The organism is Erythrobacter sp. JK5, from assembly GCF_018205975.1.
Classification (GTDB): Bacteria; Pseudomonadota; Alphaproteobacteria; order Sphingomonadales; family Sphingomonadaceae; genus Erythrobacter.
This window is the reverse complement of record NZ_CP073577.1, coordinates 1,258,687-1,280,568: the sequence shown is the minus strand read 5'-3', so window position 1 is coordinate 1,280,568 and position 21,882 is coordinate 1,258,687. Positions and strand designations below refer to the sequence as shown.

General features: G+C 63.7%; 21 protein-coding genes and 2 pseudogenes. 19 read left to right on the top strand and 4 right to left on the bottom strand.

Annotation, left to right across the window (positions count from 1 at the left end; genetic code table 11):
* Positions 1 to 30 precede the first annotated feature (30 nt).
* The 6 genes and pseudogenes from plsY to KDC96_RS06235 all read left to right on the top strand — a co-directional run bounded on the left by plsY (position 31) and on the right by KDC96_RS06235 (position 6,168).
* A pseudogene (gene plsY / locus KDC96_RS06260) lies at positions 31 to 653 on the top strand (glycerol-3-phosphate 1-O-acyltransferase PlsY).
* Positions 650 to 1,792 carry a DNA-processing protein DprA gene (gene dprA / locus KDC96_RS06255; protein WP_212451616.1) on the top strand — a complete coding sequence of 381 codons (1,143 nt, stop codon included), beginning with the start codon at positions 650 to 652 and terminating at the stop codon, positions 1,790 to 1,792. The pseudogene plsY and the gene dprA overlap by 4 nt, the downstream one beginning before the upstream one ends.
* A 27-nt stretch (positions 1,793 to 1,819) precedes the next feature.
* Complete coding sequence (locus tag KDC96_RS06250; RefSeq protein ID WP_212451614.1) at positions 1,820 to 2,539, top strand: glycerophosphoryl diester phosphodiesterase membrane domain-containing protein; 720 nt, start codon at positions 1,820 to 1,822, stop codon at positions 2,537 to 2,539.
* A 102-nt stretch (positions 2,540 to 2,641) separates the two neighbouring features.
* Positions 2,642 to 5,176 carry a type I DNA topoisomerase gene (gene topA / locus KDC96_RS06245; protein ID WP_212451612.1) on the top strand — a complete coding sequence of 845 codons (2,535 nt, stop codon included), beginning with the start codon at positions 2,642 to 2,644 and terminating at the stop codon, positions 5,174 to 5,176.
* Between the two features lie 93 nt (positions 5,177 to 5,269).
* Positions 5,270 to 5,575 (top strand): hypothetical protein, encoded by a 306-nt coding sequence (locus KDC96_RS06240; RefSeq protein ID WP_212451609.1) that lies wholly within the window; start codon positions 5,270 to 5,272, stop codon positions 5,573 to 5,575.
* A gap of 167 nt (positions 5,576 to 5,742) precedes the next feature.
* Positions 5,743 to 6,168 (top strand): response regulator, encoded by a 426-nt coding sequence (locus tag KDC96_RS06235; protein WP_371815535.1) that lies wholly within the window; start codon positions 5,743 to 5,745, stop codon positions 6,166 to 6,168.
* 2 nt (positions 6,169 to 6,170) lie between these two features.
* Here the strand turns inward: KDC96_RS06235 and KDC96_RS06230 are convergent, their stop codons facing one another.
* The 4 genes from KDC96_RS06230 to lepB are packed head-to-tail and all read right to left on the bottom strand — an operon-like array spanning position 6,171 to position 9,413.
* The gene (locus tag KDC96_RS06230) at positions 6,171 to 6,971 is read right to left on the bottom strand and encodes a class I SAM-dependent methyltransferase (RefSeq protein WP_212451607.1); all 801 of its coding nucleotides are present in this window, start codon (positions 6,969 to 6,971) and stop codon (positions 6,171 to 6,173) included.
* On the bottom strand, positions 6,971 to 7,876 hold the full coding sequence (gene era, locus KDC96_RS06225) for a GTPase Era (RefSeq protein WP_212451605.1): 906 nt from the start codon (positions 7,874 to 7,876) through the stop codon (positions 6,971 to 6,973). Before era ends, KDC96_RS06230 begins: the two co-directional genes overlap by 1 nt.
* The gene (rnc, locus tag KDC96_RS06220; protein WP_249171946.1) at positions 7,873 to 8,571 is read right to left on the bottom strand and encodes a ribonuclease III; all 699 of its coding nucleotides are present in this window, start codon (positions 8,569 to 8,571) and stop codon (positions 7,873 to 7,875) included. Before rnc ends, era begins: the two co-directional genes overlap by 4 nt.
* Positions 8,568 to 9,413 (bottom strand): signal peptidase I, encoded by an 846-nt coding sequence (lepB, locus tag KDC96_RS06215; RefSeq protein ID WP_212451601.1) that lies wholly within the window; start codon positions 9,411 to 9,413, stop codon positions 8,568 to 8,570. The genes rnc and lepB overlap by 4 nt, the downstream gene beginning before the upstream one ends.
* Positions 9,414 to 9,463: 50 nt before the next feature.
* Here lepB and pgi point away from each other — a divergent pair, with 50 nt between their 5' ends.
* The 13 genes and pseudogenes from pgi (at position 9,464) to KDC96_RS06155 (ending at position 21,814) form a co-directional block, all read left to right on the top strand.
* On the top strand, positions 9,464 to 10,996 hold the full coding sequence (gene pgi / locus KDC96_RS06210) for a glucose-6-phosphate isomerase (protein WP_212451598.1): 1,533 nt from the start codon (positions 9,464 to 9,466) through the stop codon (positions 10,994 to 10,996).
* A 234-nt stretch (positions 10,997 to 11,230) separates the two neighbouring features.
* The gene (locus tag KDC96_RS06205) at positions 11,231 to 11,647 is read left to right on the top strand and encodes a hypothetical protein (protein ID WP_212451596.1); all 417 of its coding nucleotides are present in this window, start codon (positions 11,231 to 11,233) and stop codon (positions 11,645 to 11,647) included.
* A 13-nt stretch (positions 11,648 to 11,660) separates the two neighbouring features.
* On the top strand, positions 11,661 to 12,059 hold the full coding sequence (locus KDC96_RS06200; protein ID WP_212451594.1) for a hypothetical protein: 399 nt from the start codon (positions 11,661 to 11,663) through the stop codon (positions 12,057 to 12,059).
* Between the two features lie 205 nt (positions 12,060 to 12,264).
* A complete protein-coding gene (locus KDC96_RS06195; RefSeq protein WP_212451592.1) occupies positions 12,265 to 13,656 on the top strand; it encodes a DEAD/DEAH box helicase in 1,392 nt (463 codons plus the stop codon).
* A 38-nt stretch (positions 13,657 to 13,694) separates the two neighbouring features.
* The gene (locus tag KDC96_RS06190; RefSeq protein WP_212451590.1) at positions 13,695 to 15,005 is read left to right on the top strand and encodes a hypothetical protein; all 1,311 of its coding nucleotides are present in this window, start codon (positions 13,695 to 13,697) and stop codon (positions 15,003 to 15,005) included.
* Between the two features lie 98 nt (positions 15,006 to 15,103).
* On the top strand, positions 15,104 to 16,456 hold the full coding sequence (gorA, locus tag KDC96_RS06185; RefSeq protein ID WP_212451588.1) for a glutathione-disulfide reductase: 1,353 nt from the start codon (positions 15,104 to 15,106) through the stop codon (positions 16,454 to 16,456).
* Between the two features lie 53 nt (positions 16,457 to 16,509).
* Positions 16,510 to 17,535 (top strand): NAD-dependent epimerase/dehydratase family protein, encoded by a 1,026-nt coding sequence (locus tag KDC96_RS06180; protein WP_212451586.1) that lies wholly within the window; start codon positions 16,510 to 16,512, stop codon positions 17,533 to 17,535.
* The gene (locus tag KDC96_RS16550) at positions 17,535 to 17,888 is read left to right on the top strand and encodes an SDR family NAD(P)-dependent oxidoreductase (protein ID WP_256439042.1); all 354 of its coding nucleotides are present in this window, start codon (positions 17,535 to 17,537) and stop codon (positions 17,886 to 17,888) included. The genes KDC96_RS06180 and KDC96_RS16550 overlap by 1 nt, the downstream gene beginning before the upstream one ends.
* Positions 17,855 to 18,268 (top strand): SDR family NAD(P)-dependent oxidoreductase, encoded by a 414-nt coding sequence (locus KDC96_RS16545; protein WP_371815549.1) that lies wholly within the window; start codon positions 17,855 to 17,857, stop codon positions 18,266 to 18,268. The genes KDC96_RS16550 and KDC96_RS16545 overlap by 34 nt, the downstream gene beginning before the upstream one ends.
* Before the next feature lie 61 nt (positions 18,269 to 18,329).
* Positions 18,330 to 19,861, top strand: a pseudogene (locus KDC96_RS06170) (acyl-CoA carboxylase subunit beta).
* Complete coding sequence (locus tag KDC96_RS06165) at positions 19,861 to 20,391, top strand: hypothetical protein (protein WP_212451584.1); 531 nt, start codon at positions 19,861 to 19,863, stop codon at positions 20,389 to 20,391. Before KDC96_RS06170 ends, KDC96_RS06165 begins: the two are co-directional and overlap by 1 nt.
* Positions 20,388 to 20,855, top strand: a complete 468-nt coding sequence (gene mce, locus KDC96_RS06160; RefSeq protein ID WP_212451582.1) for a methylmalonyl-CoA epimerase — start codon at positions 20,388 to 20,390, stop codon at positions 20,853 to 20,855. The genes KDC96_RS06165 and mce overlap by 4 nt, the downstream gene beginning before the upstream one ends.
* Positions 20,856 to 21,025: 170 nt before the next feature.
* A complete protein-coding gene (locus KDC96_RS06155; protein WP_212451580.1) occupies positions 21,026 to 21,814 on the top strand; it encodes an enoyl-CoA hydratase-related protein in 789 nt (262 codons plus the stop codon).
* Positions 21,815 to 21,882: the final 68 nt, after the last annotated feature.

Genomic DNA, 21,882 nt, shown 5'->3' with positions numbered 1-21,882 from the left:
CTTCTTCTAGCTCTCGGCTTCCATAAAGAAATGCGGCCTGTCGACAAGCTCGGGGCGAACGGAGTGTTTGAATTGGACCTGGTTTTCGCGGCTTTGCTCGGTTTTCTGTTCGGGTCCGTTCCATTCGGCCTGATCCTTACCCGCGCGGCCGGGCTGGGCGATGTGCGCAAGATCGGCTCGGGCAGCATCGGCGCGACGAACGTGCTGCGCACCGGGAACAAGGGGCTGGCGGCGGCGACCGTGTTGCTCGATGCCGCCAAGGGTGCAGTGCCGGTACTGGTCGCGGCGCAGGTCTGGCCGGGCAGCGAGGGCATTGCCGCAATCGCGGCGGTGGCGGGGCACTGCTTTACGCCGTGGCTCCGGTTCAAGGGGGCAAGGGTTTCGCGACTGCTGCGGGCGTGCTGCTGGCGCTGGCATGGCCGGTGATGCTGGTCTGCGCGGCTATCTGGGCGGCGGCGCTCTTTCTCAGCCGGATTTCCTCGGTATCGTCGCTGACGGCCGTGATTGCCGCCCCGCTGGCGGCCTGGGCCATGGGCTACCCGCACGCGATCCTGCCGCTGATCGCGATCGCCGCGATCGTCGTGGTGCAGCACCGCGCGAATATCGGGCGGCTGATGCGCGGCGAGGAACCGAAGGTAGGCGGAAAGACGTGAGCGGCGCGCTTTCGCAAGCCGAGGCGTTCGCGCGCATCCGGTTGTTGCGCTCGCCCAATATCGGTCCGGTCAGCTATCGCCAGTTGCTCGCGCGGTTCGGCACTGCGGAGCAGGCGCTGGACGCGCTGCCCGATCTCGGCGCGCGCGGGAAAACCGCCTATCGCCCGGCACCGACCGAACGGATCGAGCGCGAGATCAACGGCGTCCGCGCCGCCGGGGCGCGTTACCTGTTCCACGACCAGCCTGACTATCCCGCGCTGCTGGCCGAGCTCGACAGCGCGCCGCCGATCATCACGTGTCGCGGCAATCTCGTGCTCGCGAGCGAGCCGTGCGTCGCGATGGTCGGCGCGCGCAACGCGTCCGCCGCCGCGGTCAAGCTGGCGCGCGACTTTGCGACCGAACTGGCGCAGGCGGGCTTTACCGTGGTTTCGGGGCTGGCGAGGGGGATCGACGGGGCGTGCCATGAAGGGGCCCTGGGTTCAGCGTCAGGGGGCACCATCGGCGTGATCGCCAGCGGGATCGATATCGCCTATCCGCCGCAGCACACCGAGCTGCAGGAGCAGATCGCTTGCCAAGGCCTGCTGATCGCCGAACAGCCGCCGGGCACCGAACCGCGCGGGCGACACTTCCCGAGCCGCAACCGCATCATCGCTGGCCTCGCCTCGGGCACGCTGGTGGTCGAAGCTGCGCCCAAGTCCGGTTCGCTGATCACCGCGCGGCTGGCGGGCGAAGCGGGCAGGGAGGTGATGGCGATCCCCGGCTCGCCGCTCGATACCCGCTCGCTCGGCTGCAATCAGCTGATCCGCGACGGCGCGGTGCTGGTGCAGGCGGTGGAAGACATCGTCGAATTGCTCGAAAGCTTCACAGGCGCCCCGCGCTCGCGCTTCAATGTCGAGGAACCGGGCGCGCCGTTCGACTACGCCGAACTGCGCCAGCTCGAATGGGGCGAGGCAAGGGCCGACCGGAGCGGCGATATTGCAAGGCTTCTGACCAAGGCCCCGGTTGCAGTCGACGAACTGATCCGCCAATCGGGCGTCGGTTCGGCGGCGGTACACATGGCGCTGCTGGAGCTCGAGCTGGCTGGCGAACTGGAGCGCCATGCGGGCGGGATGGTGAGCCGATGCGCACCAAGCGAATAGATTGAACACTCAGGGGGCAAAATCATCATGAATTCCGAGGCGACGTTGTCGAACCTGCTGACCGCAACCTTCGACCAGATCGGGGAGCACGCGCGACTGGTTGCGATCTTCCTGGCGGTGATGGTCCCGGTCGGCACGGTCGCGCTGGCGCTCGATAGCGGCGGCAATAGCGAGCTCTTCGGGTTCGATACCGGCCTCATGATCACGCCTGCGATCTTCGAGCAAGGGATCGTCACCGCGACCATCGGACTCGCGGTCTTCGTCGCTGGGGTAATCATGCATTACTGGCTCTATGCCGGGATGGTGCGGCGCAGCACCGCACTGTCATTCTCGCGCTTCCTGCCGTTTGTCGGGATCTATATTCTCGCGACCATCGGCATGGTGTTCGGTTTCATCTTGCTGGTGATCCCGGGGTTCATCCTGCTGGTTCGCTGGATCGCCGTACTTCCGCTGGTTCTGGCTGGCGATGATCCGGCGATGGACAGCTTTGGGAATAGCTGGGAAATGACCCGGGGGCGTGGCTGGTCGATCTTCGGTGCGATGGTGGTATTGCTGGTCTTGCTCATCATAGCGGCCGGAATCATTGGCGGCGCGACATACCTGCTGGGCGGCGACGGGTCGATCGGAGCCATGGCCGTGGAGTCGCTGGCCGACCATGCGAGCGCGGTCCTGTTCGCGGCCTTCGCGGTGGGTGCCTTCCGCCTGATGCACGACAGCAGCGAAGAGCTGACCGAAATGTTCGAGTGAGCGGAATTCGCAATGCCGATTCCAAATCCCTCTTGACGGTTCGCCGCAACCGACTCCACCCTCGCGCGTACGTACACACGTAAGGAAATCGAATACCTCACCATGCAGCTTGTGATCGTTGAATCGCCCGCCAAGGCGAAGACCATCGAGAAATATCTGGGCGCGGACTTCAAGGTTCTCGCCAGCTACGGCCACGTCCGCGATCTGCCGCCCAAGGACGGCAGCGTGCGCCCGGACGAGGATTTCGCGATGGATTGGGAACTCTATCGCGACAAGCAGAAGCGCTTCAAGGAAATCGCCGACGCGGCCAAGGACGCCTCGCGGCTGGTGCTCGCGACCGACCCCGACCGCGAGGGCGAGGCGATCAGCTGGCATGTCCAGGAGCTGCTGAAGAAGCGCAAGGCGTTGCCGACCAAGGTCGACCGGGTCACCTTCAACGCGATCACCAAGGCTGCGGTGACCGAAGCGATGAAAAGCCCGCGCGAACTCGATCAGCCGCTGATCGACGCCTATCTCGCGCGGCGTGCGCTCGATTACCTGTTCGGTTTCACCCTGTCCCCCGTGTTGTGGCGCAAGCTCCCCGGGGCGAAGTCTGCGGGCCGAGTGCAATCGGTGGCGCTGCGCCTGATCGTTGAACGCGAGCGCGAAATCGAGGCGTTTCGGGCGGACGAATACTGGTCGGTAATCGCCAGGCTCGAACAGGACGGAACCGAGTTCGACGCGCGGCTGGTCAGGTTCAAGGGCGAGAAGCTGGAAAAGCTTTCGCTCGGCCACGAAGGAATCGCGCTGGAAGCCAAGGCGGCGGTCGAGGCCGGGCGCTTCACCATCGAGGCGATCGAGACCAAACCGCTCAAACGCAACCCCGCGCCGCCGTTCACCACATCGACCCTGCAACAGGAGGCTGCGCGCAAGCTCGGCTATTCCGCCAGCCACACGATGCGGCTCGCACAGTCGCTCTACGAGGCGGGCGCGATCACCTACATGCGGACCGACGGGGTGCAGATGGACATGTCGGCGATCATGGCCGCGCGCGATGCCATCGCCGAGCGATTCAGCGCGGAATACCGGCCCGAGAAGCCGCGGTTCTACAGCACCAAGGCGAAGAACGCGCAGGAAGCGCACGAAGCAATCCGTCCGACCAATTTCAGCCGCGACCGCGCCGGATCGGGCGACGAGGGCAAGCTTTACGACCTGATTTTCAAGCGCGCGATGGCGAGCCAGATGGCCGCCGCGCAGCTGGAGCGCACCACCATCACCCTGCGCGACGCCACCGGCCAGCACGAGCTGCGCGCGACCGGTCAGGTCATCAAGTTCCCCGGCTTCTTCGCAGTCTACCAGGAAGGGATCGACGACAGCGAAGACGATGAGGATGGCCTGCTGCCCGCGATGAAGCGGGGCGATGCGCCCGCGAAAAAGGCGGTCGAGGCCAACCAGCACTTCACCCAGCCGCCGCCGCGCTTCTCCGAGGCCTCGCTGGTCAAGCGGCTCGAGGAGCTCGGCATCGGGCGTCCATCGACCTATGCCTCGACCATCCAGACGCTGCGCGATCGCGACTATGTGCGGATGGAGAAGAACCGCTTCTTCGCCGAGGAATCGGGCCGGCTGCTGACCGCGTTTCTCGAACGGTTCTTCCCGACCTATGTCGCCTACGATTTCACCGCCGGTATGGAGGAGGAACTCGATACCGTTTCGGATGGGCGCGAGGACTACAAGGAGCTGCTCGCCAACTTCTGGAAGGACTTCAAGCCGAAGACCGAAGAGGTGATGGAGAAGCTGCCCTCGGAAGTGACCGAGGTGCTCGACGATTACCTGTCCGACTACCTGTTCCCGCCGCGCGAGGACGGCAAGGATGCGCGCTTCTGCCCGCTATGCGACCAGGAAGGGCGCGAGGGCGGCAGGCTGTCGTTGCGCGGCGGCCGGTTCGGCGCATTCGTGGCGTGCCAGAACTATCCCGAATGCAAATACACCCGCCGCTTTGCGCAGCCGGGGGCGGACGGATCGGACCCCGCCGAAGACGGCGTGATGGGCGAGCATCCCGAAACCGGCGCGGAGATCCATCGCAAGTCGGGGCGGTTCGGCCCCTATGTCGAAATGGAAATCGACGACAAGAAAGTGCGCGCGTCGATCCCCAAAGACCTCGACGATTTCGACCTCGAATGGGCGGTGAAATTGCTCGACCTGCCGCGCATCATCGGCGCGCATCCGGAGACGGGCAAGGAGATCGAGGCGGCGATCGGGCGCTATGGCCCGTACCTGCGCCACGATGGCAAATACGCCAAGCTATCGAGCACGCGCGACGTGTTCGATACCGGCATGAACGCGGCGGTGACGCTGCTCGCGGAGGCCGCAAACCGCAAGGGCGGCTCTCGCGGCAAGGCCGAGCCGATCAAGACGCTGGGCGAACACCCCACCAGTGGCGGCGAGATCAAGGTGATGCCGGGCCGCTATGGCCCCTATGTTACCGATGGCACCACCAACGCGACAATTCCCAAGGATATCAAGCCTGAGGATATCGAAGCGGCCAAAGCGATCGAACTGATCGATGCCCGCGCGGCCAAGGGGCCGGCGAAGAAGAAGCGCAAGAAGGCTGCGCCGAAGAAGAAAGCTGCGCCCAAGAAAAAGAGCGCTGCGAAGTGACTTAGGCCGTTGCGCGCGCTTCCTGCGCGGCGTTGGTAAATCGTCAAGCATTCTGGCCTATCCCTGTCTCCGAGAGACCAGGGGCCGCATGCCGTGATCGAAATCGAAGTCCAGAACGAGACTCACCAGACCCAGGATCGCATCCGTTTTGCCGCAGTGCCGCGGATCGGCGAAGGGATCCGCCTGCGCGAGCCGGACGGAATGTGGGCAAGCTACGATGTGATCGACGTGTGGTATCAAAAGGCCGAGTATGGCGATATCTGGATGCCGTATCTCCACGTCAGGCTGACCCCGGGCGAAGGCGCGGGCGATCCCTCGCTGACCGATTACGGAATCGCAGAGGAAGACGATCCGAGCTTCACCGATCTGGCAGGGGAGCTCGAACCATTCAAAATCTGATCAAGCGCAATGTCGGCCCGCATCGCCGCAAGCCCGAATCCGGGGAGGCTCCGTTCGCCGACGAGGCGCAAACCGAGCCTGCCGAGCGCGCGGGGAAGGAAGACCAGCCAGAAAAGTGGGACGTACCGCAGGAAAACGCCGACGCCCCAGCAGATACCGATGCCATCGTGCGCGCCGCGAAAGCGATGCGCGACGGCAAGTCCGGCGCAGCAGCCGGGCAGGCGGCGGCGAAGACCTGCCTGATCGTCGATGACAGCCGGGTGATCCGCAAGGTTTCGAGCAAGATCGCCAAGAGCCTGGGCTACGTGCCGATCGAAGCGCAGGACGGCATGGAAGCGCTGGCGCGCTGCAAGCAGGCGATGCCCCATCTCGTGCTGACCGACTGGAACATGCCCGAAATGGACGGGATCGAATTCGTCAAGCAACTCCGCGCCATCCCCACCGCCCACGCCCCGACAGTGGTGTTCTGCACCTCGAACAGCGAAGCGGCGGATATCCATCAGGGCATCGGCGCCGGGGCGGACGATTACATCGTCAAGCCATTCGACGAAGCTGCGCTGCGGGCCAAGCTGGAGAAGCTGGGCCGGGGGTAGCGCTATTGTGCTTTGATCGCCATAAGTGAGAAGCTCTGCGGGACCTTGCCGCCCTGTTCTTTGTCCAGTTCGTCGAACAACGGCCAGAAATTGAACGCATGTTCGTGCAGAAATTCGATCCGGAGTCCGGCGCCTGCAACTGCTGACACAACGTCGCCCAACGTCCACTGCCACTCATAGGCTTTTGGTCGCTCGGCACCGTGTTCGGCGAATTGTTCCACCGCCATAGCAGGAAAATCTTGGTTCGCGCGAGCGGTGCGCTCAAAGTAGTCACCGGTCACCTGCCACTGCTGCGTGTCCCGCGCCCAAACCCAGTTCAGGGGATGGCCTTCGAATACATAGAGCCGCCCTCCCGTCCGGAGCAGGTCGGCCACGCGAGCAGCCCAGACGTTCAGATTCCGCACCCACGGTAGACCTCCCCGTCCGGTGTAGACCAAGTCCGCGTTTCCCGTGAGCGAGGGCTGGGGCTCAAGCACTTCTGCGTGAATCCAACTTGCATTGGCTTCGAGCGCAGCGGTCTTGCGACGTGCCAGAGCCAGCATCTCGTTGCTGATGTCGATCCCAACGACTTTGGTCACGCCGTGGTTGAGCAGCGACAACACGTCGGAGCCATGGGAACAGCAAAGATGAACCGCGCAATCGACGCCTGACAGATCGCCCAGTTCTTCGATTTCGACCGGCATTAGCGTTGTGCCGCCGTTCATCAGGAGTTCCACGTCGCGAGCGAACTCGTCTTCGACAGCGTACTTTTGCGAGGCTAAGTCCCACGCGGCTTCGTTCGACGAAATCTCCGGTGTCGGCATCACCGCACCCAGTCCAGCCCGATTTCCTCGAACACTTCCTTGTCCTCGGACCAATTCTCCAGCACCTTCACGTGCAGGAACAGGTGGACCTTCACGCCCAGCATTGCGCTCAGTTCCTTGCGCGCTGCCTCGCCGATCGCCTTGATCCGGCTGCCGCCCTTGCCGAGCACGATCGGGCGCTGGCTTTCGCGCGCGACGACGATCTGCTGGTGGATCTCAAGCGAGCCGTCGGGGCGGGTCTTGTACTGCTCGGGCCGCACCGCACTGTCGTAAGGCAGTTCCTCGTGCAGCTGCTGGTAGAGCTGTTCGCGCGTGACCTCCGCCGCGAGCAGCCGTTCGGACGCATCGGAGACCTGATCTTCCGGATACATCCACGGCCCCGGCGGCATCATCTTCGCCAGCGCCTCCTTCATTTCCGGCACCCCGTCGCCGGTCAGCGCGGACACGAAGTAGATTTCCTCGAACTCGAGCTTGCCGCCAAGCTCCTGCGCCAGCGCGAGCAGCGGCTCCTTCTTCGCCCTGTCGACCTTGTTGAGGACGAGGATCTTCTTTTCCGGACGCCTCGCCAGCGCCTCCAGCAGCGGTTCGAGCTCGTGCCGCCGTTGCTTGATCGGATCGACCAGCAGCAGCACCGCGTCGGCGCTCTCGGCACCTTCCCACGCGGCGCTCACCATCGCGCGATCGAGCTTGCGGCGCGGTTCGAAGATGCCGGGCGTGTCGACCAAAATCATCTGCACCGTCCCGAACAGCGCGATGCCGAGCATCCGCGCGCGGGTCGTCTGCGCCTTGGCCGAGGTGATCGCGACCTTCTGCCCGACCAGCTGGTTCACCAGCGTCGATTTGCCCGCGTTGGGCGCGCCGATCACCGCGACCACGCCGCACGAAGTGGGGGATTGCGTGTTCATCGCCCGAAATGCTCCAGAAATGTTTCCGCCGCGATCCGTTCGGCTTCGCCCTTGCTGTTGGCGATCGCCTCGGCCGCGCCGACATTGTGGATCGAAACCCGCACCTTGAAACGGGTGTCGTGATCCGGCCCGCTGCGTTCGACCACTTCGTAGACCGGCATCGCCCGGCGGTTGCCCGCGGCCCATTCCTGCAGCGCGCTCTTGGGATGTTTGGCCTTGCCGACGTCGCTCGACAGTTCGGACGCCCACAGGCGATAGACGACGTCGCGGGTCGTTTCGTACCCGTGTTCGACGAAGCTGGCTCCGATCAGGGCTTCCAGCACGTCGCCGAGGATCTTGTCGCTGTTTGCGCCCCCGTCCTCGCGCGCCTGTTTGCCCAGCCGGACATGCACCGGAAGGTCGATATCGCGCGCGATCTGGGCGCAGGTCGCCCCGCTTACCAGCGCGTTGAGCCGCTGCGACAGTTTGCCTTCGGAGGACTTGCCCGAGCGGTAGAGCCAGCTTGCCACCGACAGGCCGAGCACGCGATCGCCGAGGAATTCGAGCCGCTGGTAATCGCCGTTGCTGCCCCCGCCATTGCCGTTGCCGTGATGGAAGCTGCCGTGAGTCAGCGCTTCGACCCACGGCGCTTCGTTGCTGATCCGGAAACCGAGCCCGGTCAGCCACGCGCGGGTTTCGGGGTCAAGCGCGCTCACAGCACTTCTCCGATCCGGCCCCAGCGCGCTGCCGTGAACCACGTCCAGGGCTTGATCCATTCGGCAGCGCCATCGGTCGACCACATGACGATCGTCGCGCGCGCGACAAGGTTGTCCTGCGGGACCAGGCCGACCCCGTCGCTGGCGGCCGCGCGAAACCGGCTGTCCTTCGAATTGTCGCGGTTGTCGCCGAGCACGAACATCCGTCCTTCGGGGACCACGATCGGCTCGAACGAATCGGCAGCGGTCTGCCCGAAATCGAGCACCTCGTAACTGCGACCGTTCGGCAGGGTTTCGCGGAACCGGCGATAGCGGCAGACCGCGCCGCCGGTGGTCGCGATCGCCTCTTCCGCGCCCCACTCGCAGCGGGTGTTGAGCGATACCGGAATATCGAACGCGGCGATTTCCTCGCGCGGGACTGGCTCGCCGTTGAGCATGACCTGTCCGCCGCTCAATGCGACGGTGTCGCCCGGCAGCGCGATCACCCGCTTGATGTAATCGACTTCGTCGACCGGATGCTTGAAGATCACGATATCGCCACGCTCCGGTTCGTCGGCGAGCACCCGGCCCGGGATCAACGGGGCGTTGAACGGCAGGGAATAGCGCGAGAAGCCATACGGCCACTTGGCCGCCAGCAGGTAATCGCCGTTCCACAGCCGCGGCAGCATGCTTTCGGACGGGATCGAGAACGGCGAAAACACGAAGCTGCGGAACACCAGGACCACGACCAGCAGCTTGATGAGGAAAAGGCCGAAACTCGTCCAGCTTTCCTCCTGCGTCCCTTTTTCGGTCTTGGCGGTCGCAATCGTGTTCAATGCGCCGGATTTTCTCTTAACATCCATCGCGCGCATCCTTAGTCGCGCAGTTCGCACCACGCCAAGGGGTTTTGCCAATGAGTGATCCGATTTCTTCCGCCTGGGACCGCTTGCGCGAATGCCCGCAATCGACGCTTTTCGACCTGTTCGGCGCCGATCCCGAGCGCGTGGGGAAACTCAGCAGGCGGCTCGATTTCGCGCTGCAAGGGCACGACGATGTCGGCATGCTGCTCGACTGGTCGAAAACGCATCTCGACGATCCGCTGCTCGATAGTTTCGAGGCGCTGGCTACGGCCTGCGGGTTCGAACAGGCGCGCGCCGATCTGTTCGGCGGCGGGATCGCCAACCCAACCGAAGGCCGCGCGGCAACCCACGGGGCGATGCGCGGCAGCGGGACCCAGCCTCACGTCGAAGAGGCAGAGGCCCTGCTGGCCCGGATGGGCATGCTGGTCGACGCGATCCACCGCGGCGCGCTTGGCGAAGTGAACCACCTGATACATATCGGCATCGGCGGGTCCGCGCTCGGGCCGGAGCTCGCTGTCGATGCGCTGACCCGCGATCTCAGTCTGGTCGACGTGCACGTTGTCTCGAACATCGACGGGCTGGCGCTCGAACAGGCGTTTGCGGCCTGCGACCCGGCGACGACTCTGGTGGCGGTCGCTTCCAAGACGTTCACCACGATCGAAACCATGACCAATGCCGCGAGTGCGCTCGACTGGCTTGGCAAGAACGGCGTCTCCGATCCGGGCGGGCGGGTGATTGCGCTCACCGCCAATCCCGAACGCGCGGTTGAATGGGGCGTCGACGAGACCCGGGTCCTGCCGTTCCCGGAAAGCGTCGGCGGGCGCTATTCGCTGTGGTCGTCGATCGGCTTCCCGGTCGCGCTGGCGGTGGGCATGGAGGAGTTTCACGCGCTGCTTGCCGGGGCAAAGGCGATGGACGACCATTTCCGTGAGACCGATGGGCGCGCCAACGGCCCGCTGCTGGCTGCCTTTGCCGATCAGTATTACACGCGACTGCGCGGCTGCCAGACCCGCGCGGTGTTTGCCTATGACGAGCGGCTGGCGATGTTGCCCGACTATCTCCAGCAGCTCGAGATGGAATCGAACGGCAAGGGCGTGACGATCGAAGGCGCGCCGGTCAGCGCGCCGACCGCGCCGATCACATGGGGCGGGGTAGGGACCGATGCCCAGCACGCGGTGTTCCAGCTGCTGCACCAGGGCACCGCGCTGGTCCCGGTCGATTTCATCGCCAGCATCGCTCCGGGCGACGAGCTCGATCCGACGCATCACCGCCAGCTGCTGATGAACTGTTTCGCACAAGGGGCAGCGCTGATGGCAGGCAAGGAATCGGACGATCCAGCACGCGCCTATCCTGGCGATCGGCCAAGCGCGACGATCCTGGTCGACGATCTCGACGCGGCGACGCTCGGTGCCCTGGTCGCCTTCCACGAGCATCGCACCTTTGCCAACGCGGTGCTGATGCGGATCAACCCGTTCGATCAGTTCGGCGTGGAGCTGGGCAAGGCGATAGCCGGCCAGATCGATTCAGGCGAGGGTCAGTTTGATGCGTCTACAACCGCACTCATGGCAGCCGCCGGACTGCGCTGAGGCGCGGTTTCAAAGCTTCACACCATTGAAGTGATTCTCTCGCGCGATCAGTGCGAATTTTGCGCGGCTATCCCATAATTGTGCGGACGAGACATATTATGACTCAGTCGTGCAGCACTGAACAAAGTCGTTTCGCTGCGGCGCAGCATTCGGGATAAATTTGCACTCGCGTGCGTTTTGCGTATCTATCCCGACGTCGCACGCATCCTTAATTTGCTGTTACGAGGCCACTTCATGACCCGCATCTTCACGCTGTCCGCAGCCATGGCTGCACTGGTGTTCACCCCTGCCGCGATGGCGGACAATCTGGACAAGGCGGAAGCAGGTGCGGCAGTCGCGAAAGCGGAAGACAGCGTGGCCATCCCGGCAAAGCTGGTCAGCTTCGACGGCGAAGAGGAGCTGCTGCGCAAGTCGAGCCGGATGCGCATCTGGCGCTCGCACATTGCCTACAAGCTTACCGTGGATGCCGACGGAAACCCTGTCGGATGCGAACTGACCGAGAAGTTTCGCAGCGCCTACGTTTCGGTGCAGCTGTGCAAGCTGTTGATCGCCAACCACACGTTCGAGCCGGCGCGAGACGCCAACGATCGGCCGGTCGAAGGTGTGTTCACCAACCGCATTTCCTACATGGACCTGCGCGCCAAGCATTGACGGGTTTCCGGTGATGCGGTCGCGTATCCCGGCTTTTGCGGCGATAGTTTTCGCCGTCGTTGGGATCGCGCCGCTTTCGGCCGATCAACCAATGGAACGCGGGCCGGTGCTGGTCTCGTTCGACGGCGGCCACCAGCTGGCGCGCGAGGCATCGCGACAGCGGCTGCTATCGCAAATCCTCCATTACGCCTTGACGATCGATGCCGATGGCAAACCGATCGGCTGCGCGCTGTCCTACAAGTTCAGGCGCAAGGCGACCGAGATTGCGCTGTGCCGACCGCTGCTCAAATACATGCGTTTCGAACCGGCGCGCGATGCGGATGGCAATGCCGTCCCCGGCACGTTTACGGGTGCGATCGACTTCGACATGTGGATGACCCAGCGCGGTTATCTTGAGCCCGAGGATCGTTGAGCTTTACATTTGCGCCGCTTGCACCCATATGGCGCAGCAATCGAACCGTGCCAGCCAGCGTGAAGCGGCGGCTCTGACCTTATCCGCCCCGGCGCACGTTTCACCTGATTTCCAACAACTTCCCTTTTCACGCGGGCGGTTCCCTTACCCCGCGATCGCGCCCGGATTCCGTGCGCGCTCCACACATATTGCGAGTAACAACTCAATGAAATTCTCAGAACTCGGGCTGTCGCAGCCCGTTCTCCAGGCGCTCGAGCTCAAGGGCTACGATACGCCGACACCGATCCAGTATCAGGCGATCCCGCCGGTGCTCGAAGGTCGCGACCTGCTCGGCATCGCCCAGACCGGGACCGGCAAGACCGCCGCCTTCATGCTCCCTGCGATCGACCGGTTGCGCAACAGCGACAACCAGATTCCGTTCAAGTCCTGCCGCATGCTGGTGCTCGCGCCGACACGCGAACTGGCCGGGCAGATCGCCCAGAGCGCCAAGGATTACGGCGCGCTCGCTGGCCTCAAGGTGCAGGTCATCGTCGGCGGCACATCGGTCAACAAGGACCGGAACAAGCTGCATCGCGGCACCGATATCCTCGTGGCGACTCCGGGCCGCCTGCTCGACCTGATCGACCAGAAGGCGTTCAACCTGTCGGGCGTGGAAGTGCTGGTGCTCGACGAGGCCGACCAGATGCTCGATCTCGGTTTCATCCATGCCCTGCGGCGGATCAACCAGCTGGTGCCGAAGGAGCGTCAGACGCTGTTCTTCAGCGCGACCATGCCCAAGGCAATCAAGGAACTGGTGTCCGGCTATTGCACCGATCCGGTGCAGGTCAGTGTAACCCCCGCCGCCACCACGGCCGAGCGGATCGAGCAGTATCTTTTCATGGTCCAGCAGGACGAAAAGCAGGCTTTGCTCGAGCTGATCCTGTCGGGGAACCACAACGTTCCCGGCGATCTCGAGCGCGTGCTGATCTTTACCCGAACCAAGCATGGCGCGGACCGTGTCGTGAAGAAGCTGTACCAGCGCGGCATCCAGGCGAATGCCATTCACGGCAACAAGTCGCAGCCGCAGCGTCAGCGCGCGCTCGACGAGTTCCGCCGGGGCAAGGTCTCCGTACTGATCGCCACGGATGTGGCCGCGCGCGGGATCGACATTCCCGGTGTCAGCCACGTCATCAATTACGAACTTCCCAACGTGCCTGAACAGTACGTCCACCGCATCGGCCGCACCGCGCGTGCCGGGCGTGACGGTATCGCGATCGCGTTCTGCGGCGAGGACGAGCGGGCGTATCTGAAAGATATCCAGCGCAACACCGATGCTTCGCTGGATCGCCTGCCGCTGCCCGAAAATTTCCGCGCGGTGGTCGAAGGGGTCGGCCCGACCAAGCCGGCTCCGCGTGGGGCGTCGCGGGTGTCGCAGAAGAAGGTGAAGCCCAAGCCGTTTGGCAAGCGCCCTTCCGAGGGCGCCAATGTGCAGGGCGAAAGCCAAAGCCGCAGCAAGCCCAAGCGCAAGCATCCGTCGCGCGCGGGGAAACCGCATCGCACCGGCAGCGGTGGCCGTCCGGGTGGCAATCGCTCGCGGCAGCGCCGCTCGCAGGGATAAGATCGGGCACCAGCGCCTGCCTGCCGCGTTGAAGCGACATGGCAGGCAAGCAGGAAACCACGCTCGACCAGGTCTTTCAGGCGATCGTCATCGATGACGAGGGGCGCGCATGTCGGGACATCCCCGACAGCGCCTGCCACGAAGAGCCGCGCAACTTCTTCACCCATGTTGGTGCACTGTCGCTCAGCAAGCTGTCCGACGGGCTGATCGATCCCAAACTGGTGCTGAGCTGGCTGATGACCACGCTCGGTGCGCCGGGATATCTGATCGGGCTGTTGGTGCCGGTGCGTGAGGCCGGTGCGTTGCTGCCGCAAATGTTCACTGCCGGCGCGATCCGTTCGATGCCGCTCCGAAAATATGCCTGGGCTGCGGGCGCGGTGGTGCAGGGGCTGGGTGCGCTCGGGATTCTGGCCGGCGCGCTGCTGTTCGAAGGGGCAGCGGCGGGCTGGGCAATCCTCGGCTCGCTCACCGTGCTCGCGCTCGCCCGCAGCGTGTGTTCGGTGTCCTACAAGGATGTGCTGGGCAAGACCGTTTCGAAGTCGCGGCGCGGGACTGCGACCGGCATGGCAGGGTCGATATCGGCGGCGCTGGTGATCGCCTTTGCGCTGTTGCTGGTGACCGAACTGGTCGACCGGCGCGATCTCGTGCTCGCAGGCCTCGCCGTTGCGGGGGTGTGCTGGATCGGTGGCGGAGCGTTGTTCGCGACACTGGCCGAACAGCCCGGTGCGAGCGAAGGTGGTCGGAATTCGTGGGAAGTGGCCAAGGACAACCTCTCGCTGCTTTCAGAACAGCCGCAATTGCGGCTCTTCATCCTTGCCCGTGGCTTTCTCACAGCGACAGCATTGGCACCGCCCTTCATGGTCGCGGCGGCGTCTTCGGACGGCCAATCCGCATTCGAGGGTCTGGGTTTTCTTGTTCTCGCTTCATCCGGAGCGGCGCTGGTCAGCTCGGCGGTCTGGGGGCGGCTCTCGGATAGGTCGAGCCGGAAGGTGCTGATCTTTTCCGCCATCGCCGGGGCCATCGCACTGGCTGCGACCACTGCTGCGACGGTGTTCGGTCTGTTGCAGACGGTGTGGGCCTTGCCCGTGCTGCTGCTGGGCCTGATGATCGCCTATCAGGGTGTCCGGCTGGGCCGCTCGACCCATCTCGTCGACATGGCCAACGAAGACACGCGCGCAGCCTATACGGCGCTGTCCAACACGATCATCGGCGTTGTGCTGCTGGCCGGCAGCCTGTTCGGGGTCGTCGCGCAGCTGCTCGGCAACGCCTTCGTGCTGGGAGCCATGGCGCTGTTCTGTATCGCCGGAGCGTTCTTCGCGACACGCCTCGAAGAGGTACAGCGGGCGTAACCGGCCCAACGATCCCTGCGAACCAGCGTCGTGCGAAGTGCGGTTGGCAAGCCCGGTCGGGCAGGCCATAGCGCCCGCATCATTCCAGGAGCGTCTCAATGGCCGAAGATTACGATTTCGACCTCTTCACCATCGGTATCGGATCGGGGGGCACCCGGGCCAGCCGGGTTGCGGCCGCGCATGGTGCGCGCGTCGCGGCGGCCGAGGAACACCGTGTCGGCGGAACCTGCGTCATCCGCGGCTGCGTGCCCAAGAAGATGCTCGTCTACGGCGCGCAATTCGCCGAGGATCTCGAAGATGCAACCGCATTCGGCTGGACGATCGAAGGCAAGAGCTTCGATTGGGTCAAGCTGCGCGACCACGTGATGAAGGATGTCGCGCGGATCGAGGGCGTCTACACCGACACGCTCGACAAGCACGACGTCACGATTTTCAAGCAGCGCGCGGAAATCACCGGCGATCACGAGATCACCCTGGACGACGGCAAGGTCGTGACCGCCGGCAAGATCCTGATCGCCACCGGCGCGCGACCCAACATTCCCGATTTCCCCGGCAAGACGCACTGCATCACATCGAATGAAGCGTTCCATCTCGACAAGGTTCCCGGTTGCATCCTGATCATGGGCGGCGGCTACATCGCCAACGAGTTTGCCGGCATCTTCAACGAGTTCGGGGCCAAGGTCGTCATCGCCAACCGTTCGGACACGATTCTGCGCGGCTACGATTTTAGCCTGCGCGACCGCCTGATGCAGATATCCATGTCGAAGGGGATCGAATTCCTGTTCAACGCCGACATCGAGTCGGTGACGCAAGCCGATGGCGGCACCTTCGACGTGAAGCTCGCGGGCCATGAAATGCGCAACTTCGATTGCGTCATGCTCGCTACGGGCCGCAATCCGAACACGGAAGGGCTGGGCCTCGAAAATGTCGGCGTCAAGCTTGGCGACAAGGGCGAAATCCTGGTTGATGAGTTTTCCAGAACCAGTGTCGACTACATCTATGCCGTGGGCGATGTGACCGACCGGGTGCAGTTGACCCCCGTTGCGATTCGCGAAGGGCAGGCCTTCGCCGACAGCGTGTTCGGTCCGGATGAACCGTACAGCGTCGATCACACCTGCATTCCCAGCGCGGTATTCAGCCATCCGCCGCTCTGCTCCGTCGGCCTCGACGAGCGCGAGGCGAAGGACCAGTACGGCGATGTCGCGGTCTACACCTCCGATTTTCGCCCGATGAAGAACGTGGTGGCAGGTCGCAACGAACGCAGTCTGATCAAGATGATCTGCGATGGAGCCAATGGAAGAATCCTCGGCATTCACATGATCGGCCCGGAAGCGCCCGAAATCATGCAGGCGGCTGCGGTTGCGGTGAAGGCGGGCATGAACAAGGCCGATTTCGACGCGACCACCGCGATTCACCCAACCGTCGCCGAAGAGCTGGTGTTGCTCAAATAGGTCGCGCTGCGCGTTGCGCCTGCTAGAGTGAAATCCGCACTTCGGAGAACACCATGGCGGACACGATCCTAGTCACCGGCGGGACAGGCTACATCGGCGGCGAGCTGATCGATCAGGCGCTGGCGGCGGGCAAGACTGTGCACACGACTGTGCGCAACCTCGCCAAGAGCGAGCCGCGCCTGCGCGCCCGCTGGCCCGCAGCGGGCAAACGGCTGAAGGTGTTCTGGGCCGAACTCGAAAGCGACGATGGATGGGAAGACGCCTGCGAAGGCTGCGACGGGGTCGCGCATGTCGCCTCGCCGTTCCCGCTGACTGTACCCGACCACGCCGACGAGCTGGTCATCCCGGCACGAGATGGCGCCCTGCGCGCGCTCGAGAATGCCTACGAAGCCGGGGCGAAGCGGTTTGTGCTGACCAGCTCCGCAGCCGCGATCGCCTATGGCCACCCGCCCGGAAAGTCGCTCTTTACCGAAGCCGACTGGACCGTGCTCGAGAATCCCGATGTCCAGCCATACCACCGATCCAAGACCGTCGCCGAGAAGGCCTGTCGCGATTGGGTCTCAGCCCATGCGCCCGACATGGAATTCTGCTCGATCAATCCGGTCGTGGTGGTCGGTCCGGTGGCAAGCGACGACCTTTCGACCTCCGTCGCGCTTGTCCAGCGCCTGCTGACCGGCAAAATTCCCGCGCTGCCCGATGTCGGCGTCGGCATCGTCGATGTTCGCGACGTTGCCAGGGCGCACCTGCTCGCGCTCGACGCTCCGGCGCAGACAGTGAAAGGCGGACGCTTCGCGGTCTCCGATCGCTTCATGTGGATGAGCGAGATCGCCGAGGTCATCCGCGAACGCACGCCTGCCTATGCGGGGAAGGTGCCGAGCCGCAGGCTGCCGTCGTTCATGGTCAGACTGCTCGCGCCGTTCATGGCGGATCTGAAGCAAGTCAAGACCGAGCTTGGTCGGCACCGCGATGTTTCGGGCCGACATGCGACCGACGTGCTGGGTCTGGAATACATCCCCGCCGCAGAGGCGATCGAGGCGACCGTCCGCAGTCTTGTGGACAGAGGCATCGTGAAGTTCTGATGGATATAGCGGGCAAGACGGTTCTGCTGACCGGCGGCAGTGCGGGGATCGGTCGCGAAATAGCGCGGCAGCTGAAGGCGAAGGGTGCGCATGTCGTTCTGACCGGGCGCAATCCCGAGCGGTTGGCCGCGATGGAGGGCGAGGGGTTCGAGACGATCCCCGCGAGCCTGTCGGACGCCGCCGGAGTCGATGCCTTGCTTTCCACGTGGGGCGCGCGCGAACTCGATATCCTGATCAACAATGCCGGGCAGCTGGTCGATCACGATTTTCGCCCCGAAGAGAATGGGGCACGGTCGATCCCGACGCCGCCGACGCCTGCATCTACGCCAATCTCAACGCGCCGATCCGGTTGACGGTGGGGTTGATGGATCGTCTCAAGGCGCGGCCAGAAGCGGTGATCGTCAATGTCACCAGCGGACTCGCGATTGCGCCCGCCGCGCGCCAGCCGGTCTATTGCGCGACCAAGGCGGGATTGCGGTTCTATTCGCTCGCGATCCGCGAACAGCTCAAGGACACCAATGTCAGCGTGATCGAGGCGCTTCCGCCGGTAGTCGATACGCAGATGAATGACGGCAATCCGATGAAGAAGATGCCGCCCGAAGACTGCGCGCGGCAGATCGTCGAGGCGATCGAGAAAGGTCGCAACGAGGCGAATATCGGCATGACCAGGGCGCTGCGGGTGGCGGAGTCGATCTCGCCCGCACTGGCGCGGAGCGTGACGCTGCGTTTCTGACGAGTTGACCCTGCCGCAGCGCTGCGGCAACGACCCCTGAAACAAACTTCAGGGGCCGAGGATGTCTGCCAATATCGCCGAAATGGAACGCCGCCGCGAAGCTGCCCGCATGGGTGGCGGCCAAAAGCGGATCGACGCGCAGCACGCCAAAGGCAAGCTGACCGCGCGCGAGCGTCTGGATGTGCTGCTCGATGTGGACAGTTTCGAAGAGCTCGATACCTATGTCGAACACGATTGCGTCGATTTCGGCATGGAGGAACAACGCATTCCCGGCGATGGCGTCGTCACCGGCAGCGGCACGATCAACGGGCGGCTGGTCTACGTTTTCTCTCAGGATTTCACCGTGTTCGGCGGCAGTCTGTCGAAACGCCATGCGGAGAAGATCTGCAAGGTGATGGACACCGCGATGAAGGTCGGCGCGCCTGTGATCGGCCTCAACGACAGCGGCGGCGCGCGCATTCAGGAAGGCGTGGCGTCGCTCGGCGGCTATGCCGAGGTGTTCCAGCGCAACGTGCTCGCGAGCGGCGTCGTGCCGCAGATCAGCCTCATCATGGGCCGTGCGCGGGCGGAGCGGTCTATTCGCCGGCGATGACCGACTTCATCTTCATGGTGAAGGACTCGTCCTACATGTTCGTCACCGGACCGGACGTGGTGAAGACCGTCACCAACGAGGTCGTGACGCAGGAGGAGCTGGGCGGGGCGGTGACGCACTCGACCAAGACCAGCGTCGCCGATTGCGCGTTCGAGAACGACATCGAGACGCTGCTTTCGACGCGCGAATTCTTCAACTATCTGCCGCTGTCGAACCGCGAGGAAGTGCCCGAGTTTCCGACGAGCGATCCGTGGGACCGGGAGGAGCATTCGCTCGACACGCTGATCCCCGACAACGCCAACCAGCCCTACGATATGCACGAGGTAATCGCGAAGACGGTGGACGAAGGAACGTTCTTCGAAATCCAGCCTCTGCATGCCGCCAACATCATTTGCGGCTTTGGCCGGGTCGAGGGGCGCACCGTGGGCGTGGTCGCGAACCAGCCGATGGTGCTGGCGGGGGTGCTCGACATCAACTCGTCGAAGAAAGCCGCGCGCTTCGTGCGGTTCTGCGACGCGTTCGAGATTCCGATCGTGACCTTCGTCGATGTCCCCGGCTTCCTGCCCGGCACCGCGCAGGAACTGGGCGGGATCATCAAGCACGGCGCGAAGCTGCTGTTCGCCTATGCTGAGGCGACCGTGCCCAAGATCACCGTCATCACCCGCAAGGCCTATGGCGGCGCCTACGACGTAATGGCGTCAAAGCACCTGCGAGGCGACTTGAACTACGCCTGGCCGACCGCAGAGATCGCGGTGATGGGCGCAAAAGGCGCGGTAGAGATCATCTTCCGCCAGGACCGCGACGATCCGGAGAAGATCGCGGAGAAGACGGCGGAGTACGAGGACCGCTTCGCCAACCCGTTCGTGGCAGCCCAGCGCGGCTATATCGACGAAGTGATCCACCCGCACGCGACCCGGCGACGGATCGCGCTGGGGCTACGCAAGCTGCGGACGAAGCAGCTTGAGAACCCGTGGAAGAAGCACGACAATATTCCGTTGTGATGACTAACGAAGTCGCCCTAGTGATAGTCGCCGCTATTGGTGTGATAGGGACGCTTGCAGCATCCTTCGTTAGCCCATTCTATCAACGCGCTCATGAAAAGTGGAAGGCAGAGCGTGAGGATCAAGCCATACTTCGCGACAAGGCGGAGGAGCTGTTCGACGAAATCGATTCTTACGTTTCGGGTTATCAGCAGGCATCAGTCTCAGCGGTAGCGCGCCTGAAGGATGAAACCGTTGAGGTGCGGGGGATCCCTGACCTAGCTCGAATTAGGTCAATTACAGCTATCTACTTTCCTTCAGCTATGCCGCTTGTCGAGGATTTCGAAAAGCAAAACCGGGTTCTCATGACAGCTATCGTTGAGCAAGCGAAAACCGCAACTGAGCAAGGTGCAGCGGGGCTCGATACCCTCAAGGGCTTGCCAATGATCATGACAGTCAAATATCAGCAGCTGGCTTCCGAGTTTATTCCGAAGCTGCGAGGTCACATAGCGACGGAAACGCCAAAATTGGGTCTGGAAACGAAGAAATGAAACTAGGCCGTCTCAACCACATCGGCGTCGCGACGCCTTCGATCGAAGACTCCATCGCGCATTACCGCGAAGTCATGGGTGCGACCAAGATCCACACGCCCTTCGATCTTGAGGCGCAGGGGGTGAAGGTCTGCTTCGTCGACACGCCCGCCCATTCGACAGGCTCAGGGTCGTCGGACAGTGGAGGCACCCAGATCGAGCTGATCGAGCCGCTTGGCCCCGACAGCCCGCTCACCAATTTCCTCGAGAAGAACCCGCTCGGCGGGCAGCATCATGTCTGCTTCGAAGTCCCCGATATCGAGGATGCGCGCAAGGAATTCGAGGAGCTGGGCAAGCGCATACTCGGCCCCACCCGCATTGGTGCGCATGGCACCCCGATCTTCTTCGTCCATCCCAAGGACATGCAGGGCATGCTGACCGAGATCATGGAAACGCCCAAGGAAGGCACGCACTGGTCGAATTGAACTCCCGTCATTCCTGCGAAGGCAGGAATCCAGATAAGCTCTCTGCCAATCGCAAAGTTGTCTGGACCCCTGCCTGCGCAGGGGTGACGAAGTGCTGTTTTTCATAGGTTGCCACCCAGCCACATCCGCCCCTAGGACAGTTTCAAACCGAAACGCTTGGGAGAGGCCCCGTGTCCGAATACGAAACCATCCGCGTCGAAAAAGACGGCCCGCTGACCACCATCACCCTCAACCGCCCGGATCGCCTCAACGCGATGCCGCCGCAGATGGCGAACGAGATCGGGCAGGTGTTCTACGATCTGGGCGACAGCCGCGCGGTGCTGATCACGGGTGAGGGCAAGGGCTTCTGCTCGGGCGCGGACCTGTCGGCGCGCGGCTCGGACAACGCGCTCACCGGCAAGGGCGGCAGTCACGAGGCGCTCAACAACCACTACAACCCGGCGATCAGCCACCTGATCCGCGCCGACGTCCCGGTGATCTGTGCGGTCAATGGTCCGGCAGCGGGGGTCGGGTGCAGCCTCGCGCTAGCGGCGGATTTCACCATTGCCGGACGTTCGGCCTATTTCCTGCAGGCCTTCGTTAATATCGGGCTCGTGCCCGATGGCGGCTCGACTTGGCTGCTCGCCCGCGCCATCGGCCGCGCCCGCGCCACCCGCATGATGATGCTGGGCGAGAAGATCGGCGCCGAACAGGCCGAGGAATGGGGCCTGATTTACAAATGCGTCGATGACGAATTGCTGATGGACGAAGCGAAGGCGCTCGCGGCCAAGCTCGCCAACGGCCCGACGCTCGCCTACGCCGCAATGAAGCGCAACATCGCCACCGCGCTGGACGGCTCGCTGCAGCAGGTGCTGCTTGCCGAAGCCGAAGCGCAGCATATTGCGGGCCGATCGGCCGATGCGAAAGAGGGCGGCAAGGCCTTCCTCGAAAAACGCAAGGCGGAGTTTACGGGGAAGTAGCAAGTGCGCTCATCCTGAGCCTGTCGAAGGGTGAGTATGACCAGCGCTCGCGCTTCGACAAGCTCAGC

Bases quoted from the DNA above. Each gene is read 5' to 3' on its own strand.
- KDC96_RS06250 (WP_212451614.1), top strand. From the start codon at position 1,820: ATGAATTCCGAGGCGACGTTGTCGAACCTGCTGACCGCAACCTTCGAC.
- topA (WP_212451612.1), top strand. From the start codon at position 2,642: ATGCAGCTTGTGATCGTTGAATCGCCCGCCAAGGCGAAGACCATCGAG.
- KDC96_RS06230 (WP_212451607.1), bottom strand. From the start codon at position 6,971: ATGCCGACACCGGAGATTTCGTCGAACGAAGCCGCGTGGGACTTAGCC.
- era (WP_212451605.1), bottom strand. From the start codon at position 7,876: ATGAACACGCAATCCCCCACTTCGTGCGGCGTGGTCGCGGTGATCGGC.
- lepB (WP_212451601.1), bottom strand. From the start codon at position 9,413: ATGGATGTTAAGAGAAAATCCGGCGCATTGAACACGATTGCGACCGCC.
- pgi (WP_212451598.1), top strand. From the start codon at position 9,464: ATGAGTGATCCGATTTCTTCCGCCTGGGACCGCTTGCGCGAATGCCCG.
- KDC96_RS06205 (WP_212451596.1), top strand. From the start codon at position 11,231: ATGACCCGCATCTTCACGCTGTCCGCAGCCATGGCTGCACTGGTGTTC.
- KDC96_RS06200 (WP_212451594.1), top strand. From the start codon at position 11,661: ATGCGGTCGCGTATCCCGGCTTTTGCGGCGATAGTTTTCGCCGTCGTT.
- KDC96_RS06195 (WP_212451592.1), top strand. From the start codon at position 12,265: ATGAAATTCTCAGAACTCGGGCTGTCGCAGCCCGTTCTCCAGGCGCTC.
- KDC96_RS06190 (WP_212451590.1), top strand. From the start codon at position 13,695: ATGGCAGGCAAGCAGGAAACCACGCTCGACCAGGTCTTTCAGGCGATC.
- gorA (WP_212451588.1), top strand. From the start codon at position 15,104: ATGGCCGAAGATTACGATTTCGACCTCTTCACCATCGGTATCGGATCG.
- KDC96_RS06180 (WP_212451586.1), top strand. From the start codon at position 16,510: ATGGCGGACACGATCCTAGTCACCGGCGGGACAGGCTACATCGGCGGC.
- KDC96_RS16550 (WP_256439042.1), top strand. From the start codon at position 17,535: ATGGATATAGCGGGCAAGACGGTTCTGCTGACCGGCGGCAGTGCGGGG.
- KDC96_RS06165 (WP_212451584.1), top strand. From the start codon at position 19,861: ATGACTAACGAAGTCGCCCTAGTGATAGTCGCCGCTATTGGTGTGATA.
- mce (WP_212451582.1), top strand. From the start codon at position 20,388: ATGAAACTAGGCCGTCTCAACCACATCGGCGTCGCGACGCCTTCGATC.